The organism is Streptosporangium sp. CA-115845, assembly GCF_050943795.1.
GTDB lineage: Bacteria > Actinomycetota > Actinomycetes > Streptosporangiales > Streptosporangiaceae > Streptosporangium.
Map to the genome: position 1 here is coordinate 2,141,710 of NZ_CP191988.1, position 22,117 is coordinate 2,163,826.

Annotated in this window: 18 protein-coding genes; 9 read left to right on the forward strand and 9 right to left on the reverse strand. The window is 70.2% G+C overall.

The genetic code is table 11. The annotated features are described in order from the left end of the window. Window positions 1-359: 359 nt before the first annotated feature. From ACQP0P_RS12020 to ACQP0P_RS12030, 3 genes are all read right to left on the reverse strand, one after another. Window positions 360-755 (reverse strand): cupin domain-containing protein, encoded by a 396-nt coding sequence (locus ACQP0P_RS12020; protein WP_433374925.1) that lies wholly within the window; start codon window positions 753-755, stop codon window positions 360-362. 9 nt (window positions 756-764) lie between these two features. Next, window positions 765-2,390 (reverse strand): PucR family transcriptional regulator, encoded by a 1,626-nt coding sequence (locus tag ACQP0P_RS12025; protein WP_433374928.1) that lies wholly within the window; start codon window positions 2,388-2,390, stop codon window positions 765-767. 122 nt (window positions 2,391-2,512) lie between these two features. Further along, window positions 2,513-3,271: a TetR/AcrR family transcriptional regulator gene (locus tag ACQP0P_RS12030; protein WP_433374932.1), complete on the reverse strand. Its 759-nt coding sequence runs from the start codon at window positions 3,269-3,271 to the stop codon at window positions 2,513-2,515. A gap of 54 nt (window positions 3,272-3,325) precedes the next feature. Here ACQP0P_RS12030 and ACQP0P_RS12035 point away from each other — a divergent pair, with 54 nt between their 5' ends. From ACQP0P_RS12035 to ACQP0P_RS12055, 5 genes are all read left to right on the forward strand, one after another. Then, on the forward strand, window positions 3,326-4,837 hold the full coding sequence (locus ACQP0P_RS12035; protein WP_433374934.1) for an MFS transporter: 1,512 nt from the start codon (window positions 3,326-3,328) through the stop codon (window positions 4,835-4,837). Between the two features lie 145 nt (window positions 4,838-4,982). Then, entirely contained in the window at window positions 4,983-6,281 is a 1,299-nt protein-coding gene (locus ACQP0P_RS12040; protein ID WP_433374937.1) for an aspartate aminotransferase family protein, read from the forward strand. Beyond that, window positions 6,278-7,783, forward strand: coding sequence for a CoA-acylating methylmalonate-semialdehyde dehydrogenase (locus ACQP0P_RS12045; RefSeq protein ID WP_433374940.1), 1,506 nt, complete (start codon window positions 6,278-6,280; stop codon window positions 7,781-7,783). Before ACQP0P_RS12040 ends, ACQP0P_RS12045 begins: the two co-directional genes overlap by 4 nt. A gap of 204 nt (window positions 7,784-7,987) precedes the next feature. Further along, entirely contained in the window at window positions 7,988-9,289 is a 1,302-nt protein-coding gene (locus ACQP0P_RS12050; RefSeq protein WP_433374943.1) for a hypothetical protein, read from the forward strand. A gap of 187 nt (window positions 9,290-9,476) precedes the next feature. After that, the gene (locus ACQP0P_RS12055; RefSeq protein ID WP_433374945.1) at window positions 9,477-10,703 is read left to right on the forward strand and encodes a saccharopine dehydrogenase family protein; all 1,227 of its coding nucleotides are present in this window, start codon (window positions 9,477-9,479) and stop codon (window positions 10,701-10,703) included. A 24-nt stretch (window positions 10,704-10,727) separates the two neighbouring features. Here the strand turns inward: ACQP0P_RS12055 and ACQP0P_RS12060 are convergent, their stop codons facing one another. The 3 genes from ACQP0P_RS12060 to gabT all read right to left on the reverse strand — a co-directional run bounded on the left by ACQP0P_RS12060 (window position 10,728) and on the right by gabT (window position 12,974). After that, entirely contained in the window at window positions 10,728-11,096 is a 369-nt protein-coding gene (locus tag ACQP0P_RS12060; RefSeq protein ID WP_433374947.1) for a hypothetical protein, read from the reverse strand. A gap of 37 nt (window positions 11,097-11,133) precedes the next feature. Next, entirely contained in the window at window positions 11,134-11,376 is a 243-nt protein-coding gene (locus tag ACQP0P_RS12065; RefSeq protein WP_350912754.1) for a hypothetical protein, read from the reverse strand. A 245-nt stretch (window positions 11,377-11,621) separates the two neighbouring features. Beyond that, window positions 11,622-12,974, reverse strand: coding sequence for a 4-aminobutyrate--2-oxoglutarate transaminase (gabT, locus tag ACQP0P_RS12070; protein ID WP_350952200.1), 1,353 nt, complete (start codon window positions 12,972-12,974; stop codon window positions 11,622-11,624). 90 nt (window positions 12,975-13,064) lie between these two features. Between gabT and ACQP0P_RS12075 the strand changes: the two genes are divergently transcribed. Next, window positions 13,065-14,555, forward strand: a complete 1,491-nt coding sequence (locus tag ACQP0P_RS12075) for a PucR family transcriptional regulator (RefSeq protein WP_433374951.1) — start codon at window positions 13,065-13,067, stop codon at window positions 14,553-14,555. A gap of 66 nt (window positions 14,556-14,621) precedes the next feature. Here ACQP0P_RS12075 and ACQP0P_RS12080 read toward each other — a convergent pair whose 3' ends face one another. After that, the gene (locus tag ACQP0P_RS12080) at window positions 14,622-15,257 is read right to left on the reverse strand and encodes a TetR/AcrR family transcriptional regulator (RefSeq protein ID WP_433374954.1); all 636 of its coding nucleotides are present in this window, start codon (window positions 15,255-15,257) and stop codon (window positions 14,622-14,624) included. 214 nt (window positions 15,258-15,471) lie between these two features. Between ACQP0P_RS12080 and ACQP0P_RS12085 the strand changes: the two genes are divergently transcribed. Further along, entirely contained in the window at window positions 15,472-16,899 is a 1,428-nt protein-coding gene (locus ACQP0P_RS12085; RefSeq protein WP_433374957.1) for an aldehyde dehydrogenase family protein, read from the forward strand. Between the two features lie 156 nt (window positions 16,900-17,055). Here the strand turns inward: ACQP0P_RS12085 and ACQP0P_RS12090 are convergent, their stop codons facing one another. Further along, window positions 17,056-18,102: a trypsin-like serine peptidase gene (locus tag ACQP0P_RS12090; protein ID WP_433374960.1), complete on the reverse strand. Its 1,047-nt coding sequence runs from the start codon at window positions 18,100-18,102 to the stop codon at window positions 17,056-17,058. A 79-nt stretch (window positions 18,103-18,181) separates the two neighbouring features. Next, window positions 18,182-19,252 (reverse strand): trypsin-like serine peptidase, encoded by a 1,071-nt coding sequence (locus ACQP0P_RS12095; protein ID WP_433374963.1) that lies wholly within the window; start codon window positions 19,250-19,252, stop codon window positions 18,182-18,184. Between the two features lie 193 nt (window positions 19,253-19,445). Here ACQP0P_RS12095 and dxr point away from each other — a divergent pair, with 193 nt between their 5' ends. Together dxr and ispG are read left to right on the forward strand one after the other, a co-directional pair. Beyond that, the gene (gene dxr / locus ACQP0P_RS12100; RefSeq protein ID WP_433374966.1) at window positions 19,446-20,630 is read left to right on the forward strand and encodes a 1-deoxy-D-xylulose-5-phosphate reductoisomerase; all 1,185 of its coding nucleotides are present in this window, start codon (window positions 19,446-19,448) and stop codon (window positions 20,628-20,630) included. A 35-nt stretch (window positions 20,631-20,665) separates the two neighbouring features. Then, complete coding sequence (gene ispG / locus ACQP0P_RS12105; RefSeq protein WP_433374969.1) at window positions 20,666-21,832, forward strand: flavodoxin-dependent (E)-4-hydroxy-3-methylbut-2-enyl-diphosphate synthase; 1,167 nt, start codon at window positions 20,666-20,668, stop codon at window positions 21,830-21,832. The last annotated feature ends 285 nt before the right edge of the window (window positions 21,833-22,117 follow it).

Below are 22,117 nucleotides of genomic sequence, written 5' to 3' on the forward strand. Positions count from 1 at the left end.
TTCCTCAGATCAAGCGGCACATCTTTCCGAGAGGCAGCCGTCATGGGGCTGAACATTCTCATCGTGATCATCGCAAGCGTGATCCTCGGTGTCATCCTCGGGGCGATCCTGACGCGTCCGCGCCGCTGGGATCTCCACATCTGCGCGGATGACCCCGTTCACATGGACGCCGCATCCGACAGACACGGTTAGTGCGGTTCGCGTACGAAGTCGGTTCAGGAAGACCCGGAAAAGTCCGCAGGAGTTACCGCGGGACAGATCGCCGCACTCGGTCGTCGGGGAAAGCGGTGATCGGGGTAAACGGACGGTCGTGGGTTGTACGGAACCTCGGTTCCGTACAACCCACGACCGTGATCTGGTCAGCCCATGCAGTGATACACCTTGCGCAGGGTCTCGTGGACGATCCAGACGGTCTTGGCCCCCTCGGCGAGCAGGCAGACCGAGCCCGGGACGAGTTCGAGGGTGGCACCTCCGTCGACCTCCAGTGTGGCGCGGCCGGACAGGACCACGAACATCTCGTCACGTTCCACATCGGCCACGGTGCCCGGCGTGATCTCCCAGATGCCCCGGCTCTGCCTGCCATCCGGCGAGGACCACAGCTCGATGGACGAAACGCGTGGGGAACCCGCCAGGATCTGGTCGGGTTCCAGCTCGTCCGGTGAGAGCTGCACATCACCGGTGGGGACGGAGAACGCCCCGGCAGCGGTGATCATCCGGGCCAGGTCGGCGGGCTCTGGGATGAGAATGTCGGGCATGGGGACCTTTCAGGGGCGGGGATTGTCTCTCCGGAAGGACTCCAGCGCCAGCAGGGCGACATGGAGGGAGAGACAGGACTCGACATCGTCCAGATCGGTGTCGAGGACGCGTTCCAACCTGTGGAGACGGTCGTAGAAGGCGGGGCGTGACAGATGCGCCCGCTGAGCGGCGAGGGCCTTGTTGCGGCCCGCGTTGAGGTAGACCCGGAGGATCCTGGTGAGATCGCCGCCACGTTGGGCGTCGTGGGCGAGCAGCGGGCCGAGCTCGCGCTCGGCGAAGGTCTGCAGCCGGGCGTCGTCACGCAGGAGGTGGAGCAGGCCCCGCAGACGGAGGTCGGGGAGCCGGTAGAAGGCGCGGCCGTCGGGCTGCCTGACGGCCACGTCGGCGACCTGCTCGGCCTCCAGGAAGCTCCGCCGCACGTCGCGGACCGACTCGACCACGGAACCCGCGGCGAGGACGAAGGGGGTCGTGAAGGCCGTGCGCAGGTGGTCGGCGAGCATGGTCAGCGCGGATTCGGGGAGGACGCGCGGTGGCAGGGGGAGCAGGACGCCGACCCGGTTCTGGTCCAGGGCGCCGATCAGGGCGGGAAGGCGGGCCTCCCGGCAGGCGGCGGCGGCCGCGTCGCCCAGTTCGGCGAGCTGGGCGAGTTGCTCCTGGCTGTCCATCGGCTTCTCCGCCGACTCGGCCAGGCGCAGCACCACGCTCATGAGCCTGCGACCGGTGAGCGGCACGCCGACCGCACGGGCGCGGGCCGCGGCCTCCTCGGGGTCGGCGTACGCGTGGGTCAGGATTCCGGTGATGATCGTGCCATGTGCCTGACGCTCCAGTGACTCCTGGTGACGTTCCAGCAGGCGGCCCAGAGCGAGGGTGGTCGCGGCGCGTTCGGCGAGCACGATGTCGTGCGGTCCTGGCTCGGTGTCACAGAGCAGGATCAGCCGGCCCCAGTCCTGGCCCCGGGCGCCGACCATGGTGACCAGCCAGCCTGAGGCCGCGTCGTAGGCGGTCCGCGGGTGGGGTGCCACCGAGCGGGAGCGCGTCTCCCAGCCGGCCAGGAGCGTACCCGTGTCACGTCCGGCGGTGTCGCACGCCAGGACCTGGTGGGCGAGGTTCTCCAGCAGCGCGGGGCGTCCGGACAGCCGGGTGACCTGGCCGAGCACCCTCGCGGGGGAGGCGCCCTCGACCGACAGCTCGGTGAAGACCTCGTGCAACTGCTTGGAGGCGCGGAGTTCCTCCAGCTGGATGTCGATGATCCGGGCGTGCACCGACTCGGTGATCTGCACGAACGGCGTCTCCATCGCCAGGGTCACCAGGGGCAGGCCGTGCATTTCGGCGGCGTTGATCACGGCACGGGGCAGCTCTTTGACGAACTTGCGGCCCAGCTCCACGATCAGCCCCGACGCACCCACGGTGGCCAGCTCGGCGACATAGTTGGCGAGCTTCTCGGGGGCGTCGGGCAAGGCTATGCCGGTGGTGAGCACGAGCTCGCCTCCGCGTAGCAGGTGGGCGATATCGGTGACCTCGCCCACATGCACCCAGCGCACCCGGCTGTCCAGTCGGTCAGCCCCCGCTACGACCTGTGGATTGCCCCGGCGAACGGTGTCCAGGGCGAGGACGTCGGCGACTGTAGGGAGCACGCACAGAGAGTATCTGATCAGAATGTAAGTACGCGCGGCCCCTCTTTTACATGCTGTTTACCTGCCATCCGCGTCCCTGCGGTATCGGGCCCGCGGCGCCGTCTTCACAGGATAGGAGATCGCTAATGGATGCCCGGCCGCAGGGGCGGTGTGCCGGGGTCCGCCGAGGCCGCGCGGTTCAGGCGGGCCTCCAGGCCGTCGAGGAGGCAGGTCAGGCCGAACTCGAAGTTGAGCGCCTTGGTGGTCTCGACGTCGACCTCCCGGAACTCGGCGTAGCGGGCGGCAAGTCCGGGGTGGTCCGCCGCGGCCTTCTCCACCAGCGGATGGAGGGCCGCGTTCAGCTCGTTGGACTCAAGACCCGTCTGCTCCATCATGGTCCGCCAGGAGATTTCGGGCATGGTGACCCCGGCCACGTAGGCTATGAGCGTCGAGGCGGCGTAGTCCTGGTCGAGGCCACGGAACCCGGCGTGGTCGAAGGTGGCGACGAGCCGGGTCATCAGCAGTATCGCGTTGGGGCCGATGCCGGGGATGGTCCCGATGAGGTTGATCGCCCAGGGGTGCCTGAAGAGCACCTGGCGCATGCTGTACGCGAAGGAGGAGGCGGAGTCGCGCCAGGTGCTCTCCTGGGTGTTCGGGACCGTCAGCTCGCCGTAGACCTCGTCGAGGACCAACTCCAGCAGTTCGTCCTTGTTGGCCACGTGCCAGTAGATGCTGGTGGCCCCCGAGCCGAGCCTGGCGCCCAGGCGGCGCATGCTCAGTGCGTCCAGCCCCTCGGCGTCGAGCAGTGCCATCGCCTCGCGCACGATCTGCGCGCGATCGAGCCCCGGGCTCTTGGCGGCGCGCGGCTCGCGCGTCCAGACGGAGCTGAAGTGCTGTTTCACGCTCCAAGCATAAATCCGGTAGTACACCGTGCGAGCTTGTCATACAGTGTGCGAGTGAAATCGAACACTGTACGAGCCGAACGCGATCCGAGGCGCTGGTGGATCCTCGGAGTGCTCTGTCTGAGCCTGCTGGTCCTGGTGGTGGACAACACGGTCCTGAACCTGGCCATCCCGGCGTTGATGGTCGACCTGGGAGCCACCCCCGCGGACATCCAGTGGATCATCGACGCCTATGTCCTGGTCTTCGCCGGGTTGCTGCTCACCTCGGGCAGCCTGTCGGACCGTTACGGCCGTAAGCGTTTCCTGATCATCGGTCTGCTGCTGTTCGGCGGTGCCTCGCTGGTCGCCGTGCTGGTCACCGAGCCCTGGCACCTGATCGGTGCCCGCGCGCTGATGGGCGTCGGCGGCTCCATCCTGATGCCGAGCACCCTGTCGATCCTGATCACCGTCTTCGACGAGGAGGAGCGCCGCAAGGCGATCGCCGCGTGGAGCGCGGTGGCCATGGTCGGTGTGATCGCCGGTCCCACGCTGGGTGGTTTCCTGCTGGAACACTACTGGTGGGGATCGATCTTCCTGCTCAACGTGCCCGTCGCGATCGTCGCCGTCGTCGCGGCGGTGCTGCTGATGCCCGAGTCGCGTGGTCCGGCGAGAAGGCTCGACCCGCTCGGCGTGGTGCTGTCCACGGCCGGCATGAGCGCCCTGGTCTACGTGGTCGTCTCCGCCCCGACGGCGGGCTGGACCTCGGCGGAGTCGCTGGTCGCCGCCGGCGTGGCGGTGGTCGCGCTGGGGGCGTTCGTGATCTGGGAGCTCAGGTCGGACCATCCGATGCTCCCGCTGGAGTTGTTTCGCAACCGGAACTTCAGCGGCGCCTCGTTCTCGATCGTGCTGATGTCGTTCGGCACGGGCGCGCTGCTGCTGATGCTGACCCAGTACCTGCAGTTCGTGCTGGGCTACGGTCCCATGCGGGCCGGTCTCGCGCTGCTGCCGTACGCCGTGGCCGCCGCGCTGTTCAACGGGGTCGGTGCCGGGTTGGGGCAGAAGGTCGGCAACCGGGTGCTGGTCGCCGTCGGCCTCGCCGTGATGGCGTCCGGCTTCGGGGTGCTCGCCTTCATGACCGCCGACACCGGGTACGGCATGTTGATCTCCGGTCTCATGCTCATGGGGATCGGCGGCGGCCTGGCGGGTCCCGCGGCCTATGCGACACTGATGGGCGCGGTGCCGCCCGCGCACGCCGGTGTCGGGTCGGCGCTCAACGACACGGTTCAGCAGGTCGGCATGGCGCTGAGCATCGCCGTGCTGGGCAGCGTGCTGGCCGGGGTTTACACCTCGTCGATGCCCGCGGACGCCCCGGCCGTCGCCAGGGAGTCGATCGGAGAGGCGCTGCGGCTGGGGGATCCGGGGGTGATCGAGACCGCGCGCGAGGCGTTCGTCTCCGCCATGTCGTTCGGCTCCTGGGTGGGAGTCGCCTTCACGCTGGCCGCCGCCACGCTGGCGTTCCTGGTGCTGCGGCCCGCGCCGGTGGTCACGGCCGCCTCGGACGCCGATCTGGTGAAGACCGAGGGCTGAGGGGCTCTCCGGCCGCCGCCCCGGCGGGCTGGGCGGGTCGGCCGCCGGCATGGGCGTACCGACCTTACAGTCTGATGGGTTTATCGGCTATGTGCCGACATGTTGTCGGTATGAGGTGGTGGCCTTGAGCGGCGATACTCGATGTATGTCGGACCTCCTTGCGCGCCATCGCGCGGTAATGCCCAACTGGCTGGCTCTCTACTACGACGAGCCCATCGAGATCGTCTCAGGCAAGGGCAACCGGGTAGTCGACGCGTCGGGCAGGAGCTACCTCGACTTCTTCGCGGGCATTCTGACCAACATGATCGGGTACAACGTGCCCGAGGTGCGGGAGGCCGTGGAGCGGCAGCTCGCCACCGGTGTCGTGCACACCTCCACGGTCTACCTGCTGCGCGGTCAGATCGAGCTGGCCGAGAAGATCGCCAGGCTATCCGGCATCCAGGACGCGAAGGTCTTCTTCACCAACTCCGGCACCGAGGCCAACGAGGCCGCGCTGCTGCTGGCGACCTACGCGCGCAAGTCCGACCAGGTGCTCGCCATGCGGCAGAGCTACCACGGCCGCTCCTTCGGCACGGTCGGCGTCACGAGCAACCGCTCCTGGAAGAACAACTCGCTGTCGCCGCTGAACGTGCACTTCCTGCACGGAGCCGACCGGCACCTCGCCCAGTTCCGCGGCCTGTCCGACGCCGGCTACATCGAGGCCTGCGTCGACGACCTGCGCCACGTGCTCTCCACCGCCGTCTCCAGCGACGTGGCGGCGCTGATCGCCGAGCCGATCCAGGGCGTGGGCGGCTTCACCATGGCCCCCGACGGGCTGTTCGCCGCCTACCAGGAGGTCCTCGACTCCGAGGGGATCCTGTTCATCTCCGACGAGGTGCAGACCGGCTGGGGCCGTACCGGCTCGGCCTTCTTCGGCATCCAGAACCACGGTGTCACGCCCGACATGATGACCTTCGCCAAGGGGCTGGGCAACGGCTTCGCGGTGGGCGGCGTCGTCGCCCGGGGTGACCTGATGGACAACCTCCACGCCGTCGGGCTGGCCACCTTCGGCGGCAACCCGATCTCCATGGCCGCGGCCAACGCCACCCTGGACTACGTCCTCGACCACGACCTGCAGGCCAGCGCCGCCAGGACCGGCGCCCTGATCATCGACGGGCTCCGCGAGGCCGCGCCGCGCCTGCCGATCGTCGGCGACGTCCGCGGCAGGGGCCTGATGTTCGCCGTCGAGCTGGTCGACCCGGCGACGGGCGAGCCCTCCCCGGCGCTCGCCAACCGGTTCATGGAGGAGAGCAGGAAGGCCGGCCTGCTGGCGGGCAAGGGCGGGCTGCGGGGCAACGTGCTCCGCATGGCCCCGCCGCTCACCCTGACCATGGAGGAGGCCGCCGAGGGCCTCGGAATCATCCTCGGTGTGCTCGAAACCGTCAACGCCGAGGTCGCCTCGTGAAGAACGTCACCCACTGGATCAACGGAGCCCTCGTCGAGGGCTCCGGCCGCACCTCCGAGATCTTCAACCCGGCGACCGGAGAGGTCACGGGGCGGGTCCACCTCGCCTCGGTGGAGGAGGTGGACACGGCCGTGGCCGCCGCCGTCGCGGCCTGGCCCGCCTGGCGGGACGCCTCGCTGGTCAAGCGCTCACAGGTGCTGTTCCGCTTCCGCGAGCTGATGTACGCCCACCGCGACGAGCTCGCCGCGCTGATCAGCGCCGAGCACGGCAAGGTCCACTCCGACGCGCTGGGCGAGGTCGCCCGCGGCCTGGAGGTCGTGGAGTTCGCCTGTGGCATCCCGCACCTGCTCAAGGGCGGCTTCTCCGAGGGCGTCTCCACCCGGGTCGACTCCTACTCGATCCGGCAGCCGCTGGGCGTGGTCGCCGGGATCACCCCGTTCAACTTCCCGGCCATGGTGCCGATGTGGATGTTCCCGATCGCGATCGCCGCGGGTAACGCCTTCATCCTCAAACCGTCGGAGAAGGACCCCTCGGCCTCGCTGCTGATGGCCCGGCTCTGGACGGAGGCCGGGCTGCCGGACGGCGTCTTCGGCGTCGTCCAGGGCGACAAGACGGCGGTGGACCGGTTGCTGGAGCACCCGGACGTGCGCGCGGTCTCGTTCGTCGGATCCACGCCCATCGCCCGGTACGTCTATGAGACCGCCACCCGTCACGGCAAGCGGGTCCAGGCGCTCGGCGGCGCCAAGAACCACATGCTGGTGCTGCCCGACGCCGACCTGGACCTGGTCGCCGACGCCGCGGTCTCGGCGGGCTTCGGCTCGGCCGGCGAGCGCTGCATGGCGATCTCCGTCGTGCTGGCCGTGGACCCGGTCGGGGACGACCTGGTCGACAGGATCGTCTCCAGGGTCGCGGCGCTGACCGTCGGCCCCGGCGACGACCCCGCCTCCCAGATGGGGCCCCTGGTCACCGAGGTCCACCGCGACAAGGTCGCCTCCTATGTGGAGCTGGGCGTCGCGGAGGGGGCGAAGCTCGTCGTGGACGGCCGCCGGACCCCGATCCTGGGCGGCGGCGCCGCCGAGGAGAGCCCTGGTTTCTGGCTGGGGCCCACGGTCCTCGACCACGTGCCCGCGGGTTCGCGGGTGCACGCCGAGGAGATCTTCGGCCCGGTCCTGGCGATCGTCCGGGTCTCCTCCTACGAGGAGGGCCTGGAGCTGATCAACGGCGGCGAGTTCGGCAACGGCACCGCGGTCTTCACCAACGACGGCGGCGCGGCCCGGCGCTTCCAGAACGAGGTCGAGGTCGGCATGATCGGCATCAACGTGCCGATCCCGGTGCCGATGGCCTTCTACAGCTTCGGTGGCTGGAAGTCCTCGCTCTTCGGCGACACCCATGTCCACGGGACCGAGGGCGTGCACTTCTACACCCGGGGCAAGGTCGTCACCTCCCGCTGGCTCGACCCGAGCCACGGCGGCGTCAACCTCGGCTTCCCCACCAACGGCTAGTGGTCCCATATCGAACATCGAGCGGGAGGTTCCCGGTAGGGAGCAGGCGCCCCGCCACTGGCCCCTGAACCGTGAGGCCCGTGTCCCTCCTGCCGGGACGCGGGCCTCACGCGCGCTCTGACACCTCTGCCGCGGGGCGGGGCTCGCCCACGCCTGGCCTGTGGGAACCGGGCACACCCCCCAACGGACCGCGGGAGGCCGGGGATGGCCGGTAGGCTCCCGGGCAGGTCGGTGGCGACGTCGGGAGGAAACCTCGTGGGCAGGGACAGGCTCCGTCGCGCGCGTCTCGGGGCGGTGCTGGGGGCGGGCGGCCTGGCGCTCGCCACCCTGGCCCAGGCGGGGGCCGCGAGCGCGGCCCAGTCGGTGTGGAGTCCAACGCCCTCCGCCACGCCCGTCGCGACGTCCGGCTCCGCGTCCGGAGCCACCTCCAGCCCGGCGCCGTCGGCGTCCATCGGCAAGGGCGAGGGCATGCTCCAGGTGCTCACGTTCCAGGGGTACGTCGAGTACGGCGGGGTCAGCTCGCGGGTCAACTGGCTGACGCCCTTCGAGCGGGAGAGCGGCTGCGTCGTCAAGCTCGACCGGGTCAGGACGAGCGAGGAGATGGCCGCCAGGTTCGCCAGGGGCGGCTACGACGTGCTCTCGGCCGCCCCCGACCTGGCCGGTCTGCTGGTGGAGCAGGGGAAGGTCGCGCCGCTCGACACCGCGCTGGTCGCTGACTACAGGCGGATCCCCAAGCGCCTGCGCGAGCTGCCCGGTCTGCGTGAGGACGGCAAGGTCTACGGCATTCCCTACCTGTGGGGGGTGAACCAGGTGGTCCGCGCAGGGGACGGGCCGCGGGGACCCCTTGCCCTCTACGGGGCGGCTCCGGCGGCGATCAGGAACAGCCCGCTGAGCATCGCCGACGCCGCGCTCGCCCTCAAGGGGACGCGCCCCGAGTTGAAGATCAAGGATCCGTTCCAGCTCACCCCCGCCCAGCTCGACGCCGCGATGAAGCTCCTCGCCGAGGGCGACGGCCCCGGCCGGGTTTACTGGGACGGCTCGCTCGACCTGGTCAGGGCACTGTCGGCGGAGCGGGTGCGGATCGCCCAGGTCCTGCCCTACCACCTCGACCTCTTCCAGCGCGCGGGCCGGCCGATGAAGGTGCTGAAGGGGGGCCCGGCGACAGGGTGGGTCGACTCGTGGATGCTCGCGGCCAAGCCGGCCAGCCCGAACTGCGCCTACCGGTGGCTGAACTGGATGAGCTCGGCGCGGGCGCAGCGCCCCGCCGCGGCCTGGACCGGCCTCGCCCCGGCCAATCCGGAGGCCTGCGGCGGGCGCGCCCGCCGGATGTGCGAGGCCTACCACGTGCGTGACGACCGCCGGCTGCGCGACGTCCTCTTCGCCGCCCGCCCGGCGAGGGACTGCGGCGGCCAGGGCGGGGAGTGCACCGGCTACGCAGACTGGGCGGAGCGCTGGAAGAGCCTCCGAGCGTCCCCGGAACCTGGAAAGCCCCGAATCTCCGACTGAGGCCACACCTGGTCGCCTCCTCGCCGCGGGAGGAGGCTCCGCGATGTTCCCTCTACCCTGCTATGTCTGCGCTCTCGGCGACAAGCTGCGTTTTTCGTTGCTCTGATCGTTTTTGACGATGGATTCAGTGGGAAAATCATGCTCCTAATATCGACTGGTCGACCAGTCAGTGGGTAGGCTAGTCGCCATGAGAATCCTTCTTGTTGGAGCGGGCGGCGTTGGCTCCGCCGTCGTCCCGATCGCCGCACGCCGAGATTTCTTCGAACACATCGTGGTCGCCGACTCTCAACAGGACCGGGCCGCCGCCGTGGTGGCCAGGATCGCGGACCCGCGTTTCAGTGCCATCGGGCTGGACGCCTCCGACCGGGTGGCGGTCGAGGCCGCCCTCGCCGAGCACCGCTGCGACGTGCTCTTCAACGCGGTGGACCCCCGCTTCACCATGTCCCTGTTCGAGGCGGCGCTCAACGCCGGAGCCCACTACCTCGACATGGCGATGTCGCTGTCACGCCCCCATCCCCGCAGACCGTACGAGCTGACCGGGGTGAAGCTCGGCGACGAGCAGTTCGCCCTCGGCGAGGCATGGCGGGAGCGGGGCGGGCTGGCGCTGGTCGGTATGGGTGTGGAACCTGGGCTGGCCGACGTTTTCGCGCGCTACGCCGCCGAGCACCTCTTCGAGAGCATCGAGGAGATCGGTATCCGCGACGGCTCCAACCTGGTGGTCGAGGGCTATGACTTCGCGCCGACCTTCTCCATCTGGACGACCATCGAGGAGTGCCTCAACCCGCCGGTGGTCTGGGAGGACGGTGACTGGCACACCACCGAGCCGTTCAGTGAGCCCGAGGTCTTCGACTTCCCCGAGGGGATCGGGCCCGTCGAGTGCGTCAATGTCGAGCACGAGGAGGTGCTCCTCGTGCCGCGCTACATCGACGCCAGGCGGGTGACGTTCAAGTACGGTCTCGGCGAGGAGTTCATCGGAGTCCTGAAGACCCTGCACAAGCTGGGCCTGGACAAGGTGGGCAAGATCAAGGTGGGTGGTGTCGAGACCTCGCCGCGCGATGTGGTCGCGGCCAGCCTCCCCGACCCGGCCACGCTCGGTGACCGGATGCGGGGCAAGACCTGCGCCGGAACCTGGGTGAAGGGCGTGGGCAAGGACGGGCGGCCGCGCGAGGTCTACCTCTACCACGTGGTCGACAACGAGTGGTCGATGCGGGAGTACGGCTGCCAGGCCGTGGTCTGGCAGACGGCGGTGCACCCGGTGGTCGCCCTGGAGTTGCTGGCCACCGGTGCCTGGTCGGGCACCGGGGTGCTCGGCCCCGAGGCGTTCGACGCGGTGCCCTTCCTGGAACTGCTCAACGCCTACGGCTCGCCGTGGGGCATGCGCGACCAGACCACCCCGGCTCTCCTGTCGGCCTGACGCGCCGCGCCCTCCTGCGAGCCGTTACCGTTCCGCCTGCGCCAGCCGGGCGGCCCGGGTCTCCAGATAGCGCTGCTCGGGAAGGCTGGTGGTACGGCGCGCGGCCTCCCGGTAGCCGGCGCGGGCGGCGGGCGACCGGAACTCGTCCGCGGGCGTCCGCGTCGCGACCAGGGTCTCCCTGCGGGTGCGCGCGTACTCGCTGCGCAGCTCGTCGGTCAGCCGGCGGGAGGCGGCCGTGATCAGCCAGCCGCGGGGATTGTCCGGTACGCTCTCGCCGGGCCACTGCAGGGTGGCGGCCGGCAACGCCTCCTGCACCGCGTCCTCGCACGCGTCGAAGTGACCGTGGCGCCGGACGAGCGCGCCGATGCTGGAGAAGCTACCCGAACGGTCCACTCCTCGGGACGGCGCGGGGTCGGAGGTCGTCGGAGGGCTAGGAGAAGGCCACGTGGCGAGGGAGGGAGTGGGCGTCGTCCTGCTGCGGCAGCAGTGCCTCCGCGCACTCGGGGCAGGCGAAGAGGGCGTTGCCGTCCGGAAGGCGGCCGATCCTGATGCGCGGGCGGGGCCACTTCTTGTGACATGCCACGCAGGCGTCGCCCTCACGCTGGGTGCGGGTCAGCCCCTCGGGGTCGAAGGTCATCGTGCCGTGTGCCGTTCTGGCCGGCCGCCAACTCATCTTGAATTCCTCCAGCGTGGAGACCCCTGGTTCTCTCCCGCGGCTCGGCCGTGGGGAGGATGTCGACACGTTTCCTGTGGCGATCGAGCACTTTCATATCGGAACTGTTATAACGCGATCACGGCCCGTGACCGTTGTGGTAGGTGTCAAGCGGTGGTTAAATCACGGCCTACCTGCAGGCCGTATAACGGCAAATAGGGCACTCAGCATCAAGCCGGGTGCCCTATTTGGTGGTATCTAAACCGTCAGACCTCGCTTATGGCTTTCTCCAGGATGGTGAGCCCCTCCTCCAGCAGGTGGTCGGGGATGACCAGCGGCGGCAGGAAGCGCAGCACGTTGCCGTAGGTGCCCGCGGTCAGCACGAGCAGGCCCTCGGCGTGGCACCTCCTGGCGATCTCGCCCGCCGCCGTGGGGTGCGGGTCCTTGGTGCCGGGAACCACCAGTTCGATGGCGATCATGGCCCCTCGGCCGCGTACGTCGCCGATCACCGGGTTCCGCTCCGCCATGGCGCGCAGCCGGGGGAGCATGGTCTCGCCGATGCGGCGGGCCTTTCCGGTCAGGTCGTCGGCCTCGATGGTCTCCAGCACGCCCAGTGCCGCCTCACAGGCGAGCGGGTTACCGCCGTAGGTGCCGCCCAGACCGCCCACGTGAACCCTGTCGAGGAGATCGGCCCGGCCGGTGACCGCGGACAGCGGGAGGCCGCCCGCGATGCCCTTGGCGGTGACGATGATGTCGGGCACGATGCCCTCGTCCTCGCAGGCGAACAGGTCGCCGGTACGGGAGAAACCGGTCTGCACCTCGTCGGCGATGAAGACGATGCCGTTCTCCCGGCAGAACTCCGCGATCCTCGGCAGGAAGCCCTTGGCGGGCTCGATGAAGCCGCCCTCACCCGCGATCGGCTCGATCACCACGGCGGCGACGTTCTCCGCGCCGATCTGCTTGGTGATCTGGTCGATCGCCTGGGCGGCGGCCTCCTCGGCGCAGTTCTCCGGGCCCGAGGGCCAGCGGAACGGGTAGGCCAGCGGCACCCGGTAGACCTCGGGGGCGAACGGGCCGAAGCCGTGCTTGTACGGCATGTTCTTGGCGGTCAGCGTCATCGTCAGCAGGGTCCGGCCGTGGTAGCCGTGGTCGAAGACGACGACCGCCTGGCGGCCGGTGGCCTGGCGGGCGACCTTGACCGCGTTCTCCACGGCCTCGGCGCCGCTGTTGAGCAGGAAGGTGCGCTTCTCGTGGTCGCCGGGGGTGATCTCGTTGAGCTTCTCGGCGACCTGCACGTACGACTCGTACGGCGTGATCATGAAGCAGGTGTGCGTGAAGTCGGCGACCTGCTTGCGCACCCGCTCGACGACGCGCGGAGCGGCGTTGCCGGCGTTGGTCACCGCGATGCCGGAACCGAAGTCGATCAGGGAGTTGCCGTCGGCGTCGACGACCACACCACCTCCGGCGTGCGTCACGAAGACGGGCAGTGTGGTGCCGATGCCCGGTGGTACGGAGGCCTGTTTGCGCGCGAACAGCTCACGGGACTTCGGGCCTGGGATCTCGGTGACGATGCGGCGTTCCTGCGGAAGCGAGGGGCCGCCCTCGGTGACGGTGCTCATGATGTGAAGGTATGTGGTGGATGTCGGTGTGCCGATGATGCACTATGTCAAAATTGACGGGGAACAGTGGACGTAACGTACAAAACGGGGGTGGCTGTGGCGCCGACGCTGCGCACCGTCGTACGGCGGTCGCCGCTCGGGCTCGGCGTGCTCGCCGGTGGAGACGCGCTCGACCGGCCGGTGCGCTGGGTGGCGGTCAGCGAACTGGAGGATCCCACCCCGTTCCTTGAGGGCGGGGAACTGGTCCTCACCACGGGCATGCGCCTGGACGCCGGCAACGCCGCGTCCTACGTCGAGCGCCTGGTCGGCAGGGAGGTCGCCGGTCTCGGATTCGGCGTCGGGCTCGGGCACGAGACGATCCCCGGGGAACTGGTCGAGGCCGCCACCCGGGCGGGGCTGCCGCTGCTCGAGGTGCCGCGCGACACCCCGTTCGTCGCCATCGGCAAGGTGGTCAGCGAACTGCTCGCCGCGGAGCAGTATGACGAGCTCAGCCGCGCCTTCGCCGCCCAGGGCCGTCTCACCCGCGCCGCCCTGCGCCCGGAGGGGCCTCGCGCGGTGATCGACCGCCTGGCCCGCGAGCTGGGCGGCTGGGCGGTCCTGCTCGACGAGGCGGGGGCCGTGCGGCACGCGGCGGGCCGGGGTTCGGCCGGCGCCGCCGACGACCTCGGCCCCGAGCTGGAGCGGTTGAGAAAGATCACCAAACGTGGCGCGCCCGCGAGCGTGGCCCTCTCCTCGCCCAGGGAGCACGTCATCGTGCAACCGTTCGGGGCCCGCCGGGTCAGGGGATTCCTCGCCGTCGGCCTCGGCCGGCCCTTCACCCCGGTCGCGCACACCGTGGTCAACGCCGCCGGCTCCCTGCTGACGCTCGCCGCCGAGCACGGCAGGGAGTACCTGGCCGCCGAGCGCCGGGTCCGCTCGGCGGTGCTGCGGCTGCTGCTGGCCGGGCAGCTGGACGCCGGGTGCGAGACGCTGGAGCGGCTGGGGGAGCGGCTTCCCGCCGGGCCGCTGGTGGCCATCGCCTGCGCCGGTGAGCGGGAGGCGGTGCTGGAGGCCGCGGGTGACGAGTTCGCGGCGGCCGACGGTGACACCGGCGGCGACACCGGCGGTGACAGGGTGGTCCTGCTCGTCCCTGCCTCGCGGGCCGATGCCGTGGCGGCGGCACTCGGCGAGCACGGCCCCGTCGGGGTCGGCGATCCCGCCGGTCTCGACGATCTGCGTACCGGACTCGACCAGGCCGACCAGGCGCTCGCCGCGGCCAGGCGCGGTGCCGTGCCGGTGATGCGCTTCGCCGATCTGGCGGGCCGGGGACTGCTCTGCCTGCTCGACTCCGAGGCGGCGGCGGCGTTCTCCGCGGCGCTGCTCGCCCCGCTCAGGAAGTACGGCTCGCGCGCGGATCTGCTGGAGTCCCTCCGGGTCTACCTGGACTGCAACGGCCACTGGGACGCGGCGGCGCAGCGGCTCGGGGTGCACCGTCACACCCTGCGCTACCGCATGCGCCGGGTCGCCGAACTCGTTGGCCGTGACCTCGACGACCCGGCGGCCCGTGCCGAACTCTGGATCGCCCTGGCCGTCGCCGGGTGACGGGTCCGCTCGGCGAGCCGGGGCGGGGCTCCGCCCACGGGGAGGCCGGGGAGGCCGGGGAGCCGGTCACGCCCGGGAGACGTCGGCGACCAGGTAGCGGGAGATGACGGCCTGGATGACCGTGTCGTAGGTGCTGCTGTCGCGCAGGTGCCCGGCACGTTCCAGGCTGATCGCGCCCTGGGCGGCGGCCCACACGGCATCGGCGATCTTCCTGGGCTGGGTGGGGACGATGTACCCGGCCGAGATGCAGTCGGCGATCACCCGGTCGACGATGTTCAGCGCCGCGCGGGCCAGGGTCCTGGCCCGCTCACTCGGTACGAAGCCGGGAATCGCGCGCTCGAACATCAGGGCGTAGTAGCCGGGCTCGTCCAGCGCGGCCTCCCGGTAGGCGGGGCCGAGCGCCGTGAGGTGCTCCAGGGCGTCCCTGCGCGGGGGCACGGCCTCCAGGCGCCGCCGGAAGCGCTCGAAGCCTTCCAGGTACAGAGCCTCGGCGAGGCCCTCCTTGCTGCCGAACATGGTGTAGATGACCGTTGTCGAGCATTCCGCCTCGGTGGCGATGCGGCGCATCGACAGGCTCTCGGGACCGATGGTGACCAGCAACTGGCTGGCGACGTCGAGCAGCCTGGCGCGCAGTTCGTCGTGTGAGGCCCGTTCACCGAGGAGATACGCGCCCTGAAGGCCGCGCGGCGCCGAGGAGGTCATGCGCCCACGCCCTTCCGCTCTGAGTGTTCATTCGGTGACTTAGCCATGATGAAGATCATTTAAACCGGCGCCATGTAAGGAATATCCCCGATTGCCCCTCTTTTCGTTACAGGGCTGGAGTGAACGGACTATTGGCCGGAAAGGTGTAGCGGTACCGGGATCTTGTGCGGAGTGGAGTAAGACCACATCGGCGCAGGTGACATAGCGTCGAGGTATGGACGTGCGCCCCTTCTGGCTCGCCGGCCGCCCCGCCACAGGCGACGCCGAGCTCACCGTGACCAATCCGCATGACGGCCGAGTCGTCGCCGTCTGCTCCGTGCCGACGGCCGACCAGGTCGAGGAGGCCGTAGCCGCCGCGGCGGCCGTGCGGAAGGAGGCGGCCGCGCTCCCGATCCACGTGCGCGCCGACGCCCTGGCGCACGTCTCGCGCCGCCTGGCCGAGCGCGCCGACGAGATCGCCCGCCTCATCAGCGAGGAGAACGGCAAGCCGATCTTCTGGGCCCGTGGCGAGGTCGGCCGTGCGATCTCCACCTTCAGGTTCGCGGCCGAGGAGACCCGTCGCCTCGGCGGCGAGACCATGCGCCTGGACACCGAGGCCGCCTCCGCGGGCCGCCTCGCCTACATCTCGCGTGTCCCGCACGGCCCGGTCCTGGGCATCACCCCGTTCAACTTCCCGCTCAACCTGGTGGCGCACAAGGTGGCCCCGGCGATCGCGGTCGGCGCCCCGATCATCGTCAAGCCCGCCCCGGCGACGCCGGTCTCCTCGCTGGTCCTGGGCGAGATCCTGGCCGAGACCGACCTGCCGGAGGGGATGTTCTCGGTGCTTCCGGTGCCCAACGACCGCGCCGGAGGACTGGTCGAGGACCCGCGCCTGCCCGTCGTCTCCTTCACCGGGTCGGCTCCCGTGGGGTACGCGATCCTGGAGGCGGTCCCGCGCAAGCACGTGACCCTGGAACTCGGCGGCAACGCCGCCGCGGTGGTCCTCGCCGACGCCGACCTCGACTGGGCCGCCTCGCGGATCGCCCTGTTCTCCAACTACCAGGCCGGTCAGAGCTGCATCGCCGTGCAGAGGGTGATCGTCGAGGCGTCGGTGCACGACGACTTCGTGGCCAGGCTCGTCCCGGCCGTCGAGGCCCTGGTCGTCGGTGACCCCGCCGACGAGAAGACGCAGGTGGGCCCGCTGGTGTCGGTCGAGGCCGCGGAGCGCGTGGAACAGTGGGTCGGCGAGGCCGTCGCGGCCGGTGCCAGCCTGCTGACCGGCGGCACCCGCGACGGCGCGACCGTCGCACCGACGGTTCTCGCCGATGTGCCTGCCGACGCCAAGGTCTCCTGCGAGGAGGTCTTCGGCCCCGTGCTGACCGTCCAGACGGTGTCCGGCGTGGACGAGGCGTTCGCCGCGGTCAACGATTCCAAGTACGGCCTGCAGGCCGGGGTGTTCACCCGCAGTCTCGATGTCGCCTTCCGGGCCAACCGGGAGCTTGAGGTCGGCGGAGTGATCATCGGTGACGTGCCGTCGTACCGCGCCGACCAGATGCCCTACGGCGGGGTCAAGGACTCGGGCGTCGGCCGCGAGGGCATCCGCTCGGCCATCGCCGACCTCACCTACGAGAAGGTCATGGTCCTCACCGGCCTGACCCTCTGAGCCCGCCCCGGTGCCCCGGTCGCGGTGTCCCGCGGCCGGTTCGCCGGTGACGGCCCTCCGAACCGGTCACGGCTTCCGGCGTCGACGAGACCCGCGCTCCTCCCACCGGAGACGCGGGCGCCTCGGCCGTCTCGCCCCGTGCTCCTTCCGCCGGTGTCATGACGTTGCGGCCACGGCGTAGAGCTCCCTGGCCGAGTCGCCGAAGTAGGGGCCGTACATGGTGCCGTGGTCGTCGCTGTATTTGAAACTGCTGACCGAGACGATCGTGCCGCGGCCGGTGGAGGGGTCGAAGCCGCTCAGCCACGGGCCCCCGCTGGATCCGGCGGTCATGTCGCAGCGCATCCCCTGGTCGCCGGTCTGCCCGTTCGGGTCGTCGCGGAGCGTGCCCGCGCAGTAGACCAGGTGCTCGCCGTCGTAGGGCGAGTCGGCGGGGAAGCCGAAACCGCTGCTGGGGCGCCCTCTGGGGGTGCCGAAAGCGATCTGTTGACCGCCGACGGCGTCGCCGAGGTGCTTGCCGTCACCGGTGTTGACCGCGACCATGCCGATGTCGTGGCTGTCGTCGCCGCCACGCGACCAGGGACCCGCGACGAACATGCGGCGCGCGGTGTACTGCCCGTACGGGCGGCGGCCCTGGGAGTAGCCGGGGACGAAGGTCCAGTTGTCGGCCCAGGCGCCGGCGCCGTCCTTGACGCAGTGACCGGCGGTCACGACCAGATCCCTGTTGGCACTCCTGACCGAACTCGCCGAGCACACGAAGTCACTGCCCTTGATGGTCAGGAACACCCGCCCCGTGGTGCGTTCGACCATCCCGCCGGAGGTCCAGCGGGCGCCGGAGGTGCGTGCGGCGGCGCCGTTCGGGCTCCGCTGGGGGGCGACCCCCCGGCCGGCTCGGGCGAAGAGCCGCCCGAGCAACCCGGTGGCCTTCGAGAGCCGGTCGACGGGGAGCGCCGAGGCCATCCGGCGGGGGGTCCAGTAGCCGAGCACGCGCTTTCGCTCCGACGCGGTGGGAGCGATCGTGCGCTCGACGACGTCCGGCATGCCGGGCGTCGCGACTTTCGCGGTGAGAGGGCGGACGGGGATGTTCAGGGCCCGCTGCCCGGACTCGGCGGCCGTCTGCCAGGTGGCCGTCACGCCGGTCATCGGGGCGCTCAGCAGCCCGGCGAGGAGCGAGGCGGCCGCAAGCAGGGGGAGGCTTGAGGTCATGACACCCGAGTTTGCACTACGGAGAGTATTTTTGTGATTACTTTTAGGGCATTCGGGTTCGTCGGGCGCCCGGCGAGTCTCAGGGGGCGCCGGTTGTCTGGGCGGCCTCGTAGACGGCCTGCGCGTCGGTGCCGAAGTACGGGCCGAACATCCAGCCGGAGGCGAAGTCGTACTTGAAGCTGTTCACCGAGTTCAGGGTGCCCAGGCCGGTGCTCTCGTTGAAGCCGAGGAACCAGGGGCCGCCGCTCGATCCGCCGGTCATGTTGCAGTTCAACCCGATGTCGCGGGACATCAGGAAGTCGTCGAAGGCCCGTCCGGCGCAGTAGACCAGCCTGGAACCGTCGTAGGGGCCGGCCGCCGGGTAGCCGAAGGAGTGCATCTGCGCCCGGCGCGACCGGTTGAAGGAGACGCCCTGGCCGCCGACCACGTCGGTCAGCGACCTGCCGTTCAGCGGGGCCACCACGGCCGAGGCCACGTCGTAGTTGATGTCCTCGGTGTTGTTCCACTGCGGGGTGGTGTAGAGCGTGGTCGCCACCCACGTGCCGTAGGGCCGGTCGCCGTTCTCGTATCCCGGTACGAACACCCAGTTGCGGTGGAAGGCCCCGCCCATCCGCACGCAGTGCCCCGCGGTGATCACGGTGCTCCTGTTCTCACTCGTCACCGCGTTCGCCGAGCACGAGGCGTTGCGGCCCTGGTAGGTGAAGAAGACGCGGCCGGTGGTCTTGGCGATCGCCCCGCCGCGGGTCCACGGCGCGCCGGTGGAGGCGCGGACGGCCGCCGTGCCCTTGGCGGCCATGCCGGTGGCCGGGACGGCCTCGCCGTCCGGCGTGGTCGCGGGGATGGAGACGGGGTCGGCCGCGGCCTGCGCCGCGATCGCCGCCGAGGTGAGGCGGGCACTCTCCTTCTCCGGGATGAGGGTGGCGAGCGGCTGTGCCGCCTCCATCTTCGCCTCCGTCCAGTAGCGCTGGACGGTCCGCTGCTCCGCCTTGGTGTCGGCCGCCTCCTTCTCGACCGGCTGGGGGACGGCCCGCGTCGCGGTGACGCCCCCGCCCGCACCCGTGCCCGTGGCGCCGTGCGCGATCGTCGCGGTGAGCAGAGTGCTTCCCGCGACCGCGGTGAGAAGGGGGATGAGTCGTGCTGTGCGTCGCATATGTACCTCCGGAGGCCCGTTGCTGTTCCGGGAAGCTAGTGCGCCGTACGTACGCATTTCTCAGGATTTACAGCTATTGATATGACGAAATTCGGACTTAAATATCGCCTTTTATCGCGTGTTCCACGTCTAACAGATTTCCGGGTGGATGAGGCCGATTCGACAGCGCGGCCCGAGCCGGGAGAATGGGACGGTGCAGTCAGACACCGTCCGCTCCGTCGTCCTGCTCGGCTCGACCGGGTCCATCGGGACCCAGTCCCTTGACGTCATCGCCCGCAACCCCGGCCGGTTCCGGGTGGTCGCGCTGGCCGCCTACGGTGGCCGGATCGACCTGCTGGCCAGGCAGGCGGCCGAGTTCAGGCCCGACGTGGTCGCCGTCGCCGATCCCGCCGCGGTGCCGGAACTGCGCGAGGCCCTGGCCGCGCGCGGGGTGGACGCGCGGGTGCTGGCCGGTCGCGAAGGGGTGGCGGAGGCCGCCTCCTGGCCCGCCGACGTCGTGCTCAACGGCATCACCGGAGCGCTGGGGCTGACCTCCACGCTGGCCGCGCTGGAGGCCGGCCGGACGCTCGCGCTCGCCAACAAGGAGTCACTGATCGTCGGAGGGCCGCTGGTCAAGCGCCTGGCCAAGCCGGGCCAGCTGATCCCGGTCGACTCCGAGCACGCCGCGCTGGCCCAGTGCCTGTGGGCGGCGGGTCCCACCGGCCCCGACGCCTCCGCCGTGCGGCGCCTGGTCGTCACCGCGAGCGGCGGGCCCTTCCGCGGCAGGTCGCGCGCGGATCTCGCGGAGGTGACCCCCGAGCAGGCACTCGCCCACCCCACCTGGTCGATGGGACCGGTGATCACGGTGAACTCCGCCACGCTCGTCAACAAGGGGCTGGAGGTCATCGAGGCGCACCTGCTCTTCGACATCGGCTTCGAGCGCATCGACGTCGTGGTCCACCCGCAGTCGGTCATCCACTCGATGGTCGAGTTCGTCGACGGCTCGACCATCGCCCAGGCCAGCCCGCCCGACATGCGCCTGCCCATCGCGCTGGCCCTCGGCTGGCCCGAGCGGGTCGCCGACGCCGCGCCCGGCGTCGACTGGACCGCCGCCCACACCTGGACGTTCGAGCCGCTCGACGACGGAGCCTTCCCCGCCGTCGCGCTGGCCCGCCACGTCGGCGCGGCCGGCGGCACGGCACCGGCCGTCTACAACGCCGCCAACGAGGTCTGCGTCGAGGCGTTCCTGGCCGGTCGGCTGCCCTTCCTCGGCATCGTCGACACCGTGGCCTCGGTGGTCTCCGAGCACACCGTCACCGAGGCCGGATCGGTGGCCGAGGTGCTCGATGCCGACTCCTGGGCACGGATAAGGGCACGGGAGCTCACCGGGACTGCCTAGACTGGTGAGCGTCGTCGACTCTTCAAGGGCTGAAAATGACTTCTGTTGCTCTCGGAATCCCGTCCGTAAGGACCAGGCCGATCGCCGAGCGACGCATATCTCGTCAGATCATGGTCGGTTCCGTCCCCGTGGGCGGGGATGCGCCGGTTTCCGTCCAGTCGATGACCACCACGGTCACCGCCGACGTCAACGCGACGCTCCAGCAGATCGCCGAGCTGACCGCCTCGGGCTGCCAGATCGTCCGGGTCGCCGTCCCCTCGCAGGACGACGCCGACGCGCTGCCGACCATCGCCAGGAAGTCGCAGATCCCGGTGATCGCCGACATCCACTTCCAGCCGAAGTACGTCTTCGCCGCGATCGAGGCGGGCTGCGCGGCGGTCCGGGTCAACCCCGGCAACATCAAGAAGTTCGACGACAAGGTCGGTGAGATCGCGCGGGCCGCCGCCGACCGCGGCGTGCCGATCAGGATCGGCGTCAACGCCGGCTCGCTCGACCCCCGCCTGCTCCAGAAGTACGGCAAGGCCACCCCCGAGGCGCTGGTGGAGTCGGCGCTCTGGGAGTGCTCGCTCTTCGAGGAGCACGGCTTCCGCGACATCAAGATCTCCGTCAAGCACAACGACCCGGTCGTGATGGTCCAGGCATACCGCCTGCTCGCCGCCCGGTGCGACTATCCGCTCCACCTCGGTGTCACCGAGGCGGGCCCGGCCTTCCAGGGCACGGTCAAGTCCGCCGTCGCCTTCGGGGCCCTGCTCGCCGAGGGGATCGGCGACACCATCCGGGTGTCGCTGTCCGCCCCGCCGGTCGAGGAGGTCAAGGTCGGCAACCAGATCCTGGAGTCGCTCAACCTGCGCGAGCGCGGCCTGGAGATCGTCTCCTGCCCCTCCTGCGGGCGCGCCCAGGTCGACGTCTACACCCTGGCCGAGCAGGTTCAGGCGGGGTTGGAGGGGCTGAAGGTCCCGCTCCGCGTCGCGGTGATGGGGTGCGTCGTCAACGGCCCCGGTGAGGCCCGCGAGGCCGACCTCGGTGTCGCCTCCGGCAACGGCAAGGGCCAGATCTTCGTCAAGGGCAAGGTCATCAAGACCGTTTCCGAGTCGCAGATCGTGGAGACCCTGATCGAGGAGGCGCTGCGCCTCGCCGAGGAGATGGGCGTGGAGGTCGACCTCGACGACGACGTCACGGGTCCCCAGGTCGTCGTCGGCTAGGCGCCGTCCCGCTTCCCGCACGTGTCCGCCCCCGGTCGCTCTCCCGCCGCCGGGGGCGCACCTTTTGCGAGGTGCTCTCCGCCGGGGATTTCCGTTTTCCGGTCTCCGTAGCCTCCGTGGCCGTTTGTGGTGTTCCGCCGGCCCGCCTGGTGGTGCCGTCCGACCTGGGATCATTACACTTAGCAATCATCTGACTACACTTTGCTAGATATCCGGTTGTGTCCCGGGTGAATCGCGCCACCTCCGGGAGACCATCGCCTCTGCCGTACGAGTAGGGGGACCGCA

Bases quoted from the DNA above. Each gene is read 5' to 3' on its own strand.
- ACQP0P_RS12020 (WP_433374925.1), bottom strand. From the start codon at position 755: ATGCCCGACATTCTCATCCCAGAGCCCGCCGACCTGGCCCGGATGATC.
- ACQP0P_RS12080 (WP_433374954.1), bottom strand. From the start codon at position 15,257: ATGACCTCCTCGGCGCCGCGCGGCCTTCAGGGCGCGTATCTCCTCGGT.
- ACQP0P_RS12095 (WP_433374963.1), bottom strand. From the start codon at position 19,252: ATGCGACGCACAGCACGACTCATCCCCCTTCTCACCGCGGTCGCGGGA.
- ACQP0P_RS12065 (WP_350912754.1), bottom strand. From the start codon at position 11,376: ATGAGTTGGCGGCCGGCCAGAACGGCACACGGCACGATGACCTTCGAC.
- gabT (WP_350952200.1), bottom strand. From the start codon at position 12,974: ATGAGCACCGTCACCGAGGGCGGCCCCTCGCTTCCGCAGGAACGCCGC.
- ACQP0P_RS12085 (WP_433374957.1), top strand. From the start codon at position 15,472: ATGGACGTGCGCCCCTTCTGGCTCGCCGGCCGCCCCGCCACAGGCGAC.
- ispG (WP_433374969.1), top strand. From the start codon at position 20,666: ATGACTTCTGTTGCTCTCGGAATCCCGTCCGTAAGGACCAGGCCGATC.
- ACQP0P_RS12050 (WP_433374943.1), top strand. From the start codon at position 7,988: ATGGCCGGTAGGCTCCCGGGCAGGTCGGTGGCGACGTCGGGAGGAAAC.
- ACQP0P_RS12090 (WP_433374960.1), bottom strand. From the start codon at position 18,102: ATGACCTCAAGCCTCCCCCTGCTTGCGGCCGCCTCGCTCCTCGCCGGG.
- ACQP0P_RS12055 (WP_433374945.1), top strand. From the start codon at position 9,477: ATGAGAATCCTTCTTGTTGGAGCGGGCGGCGTTGGCTCCGCCGTCGTC.
- ACQP0P_RS12040 (WP_433374937.1), top strand. From the start codon at position 4,983: ATGTCGGACCTCCTTGCGCGCCATCGCGCGGTAATGCCCAACTGGCTG.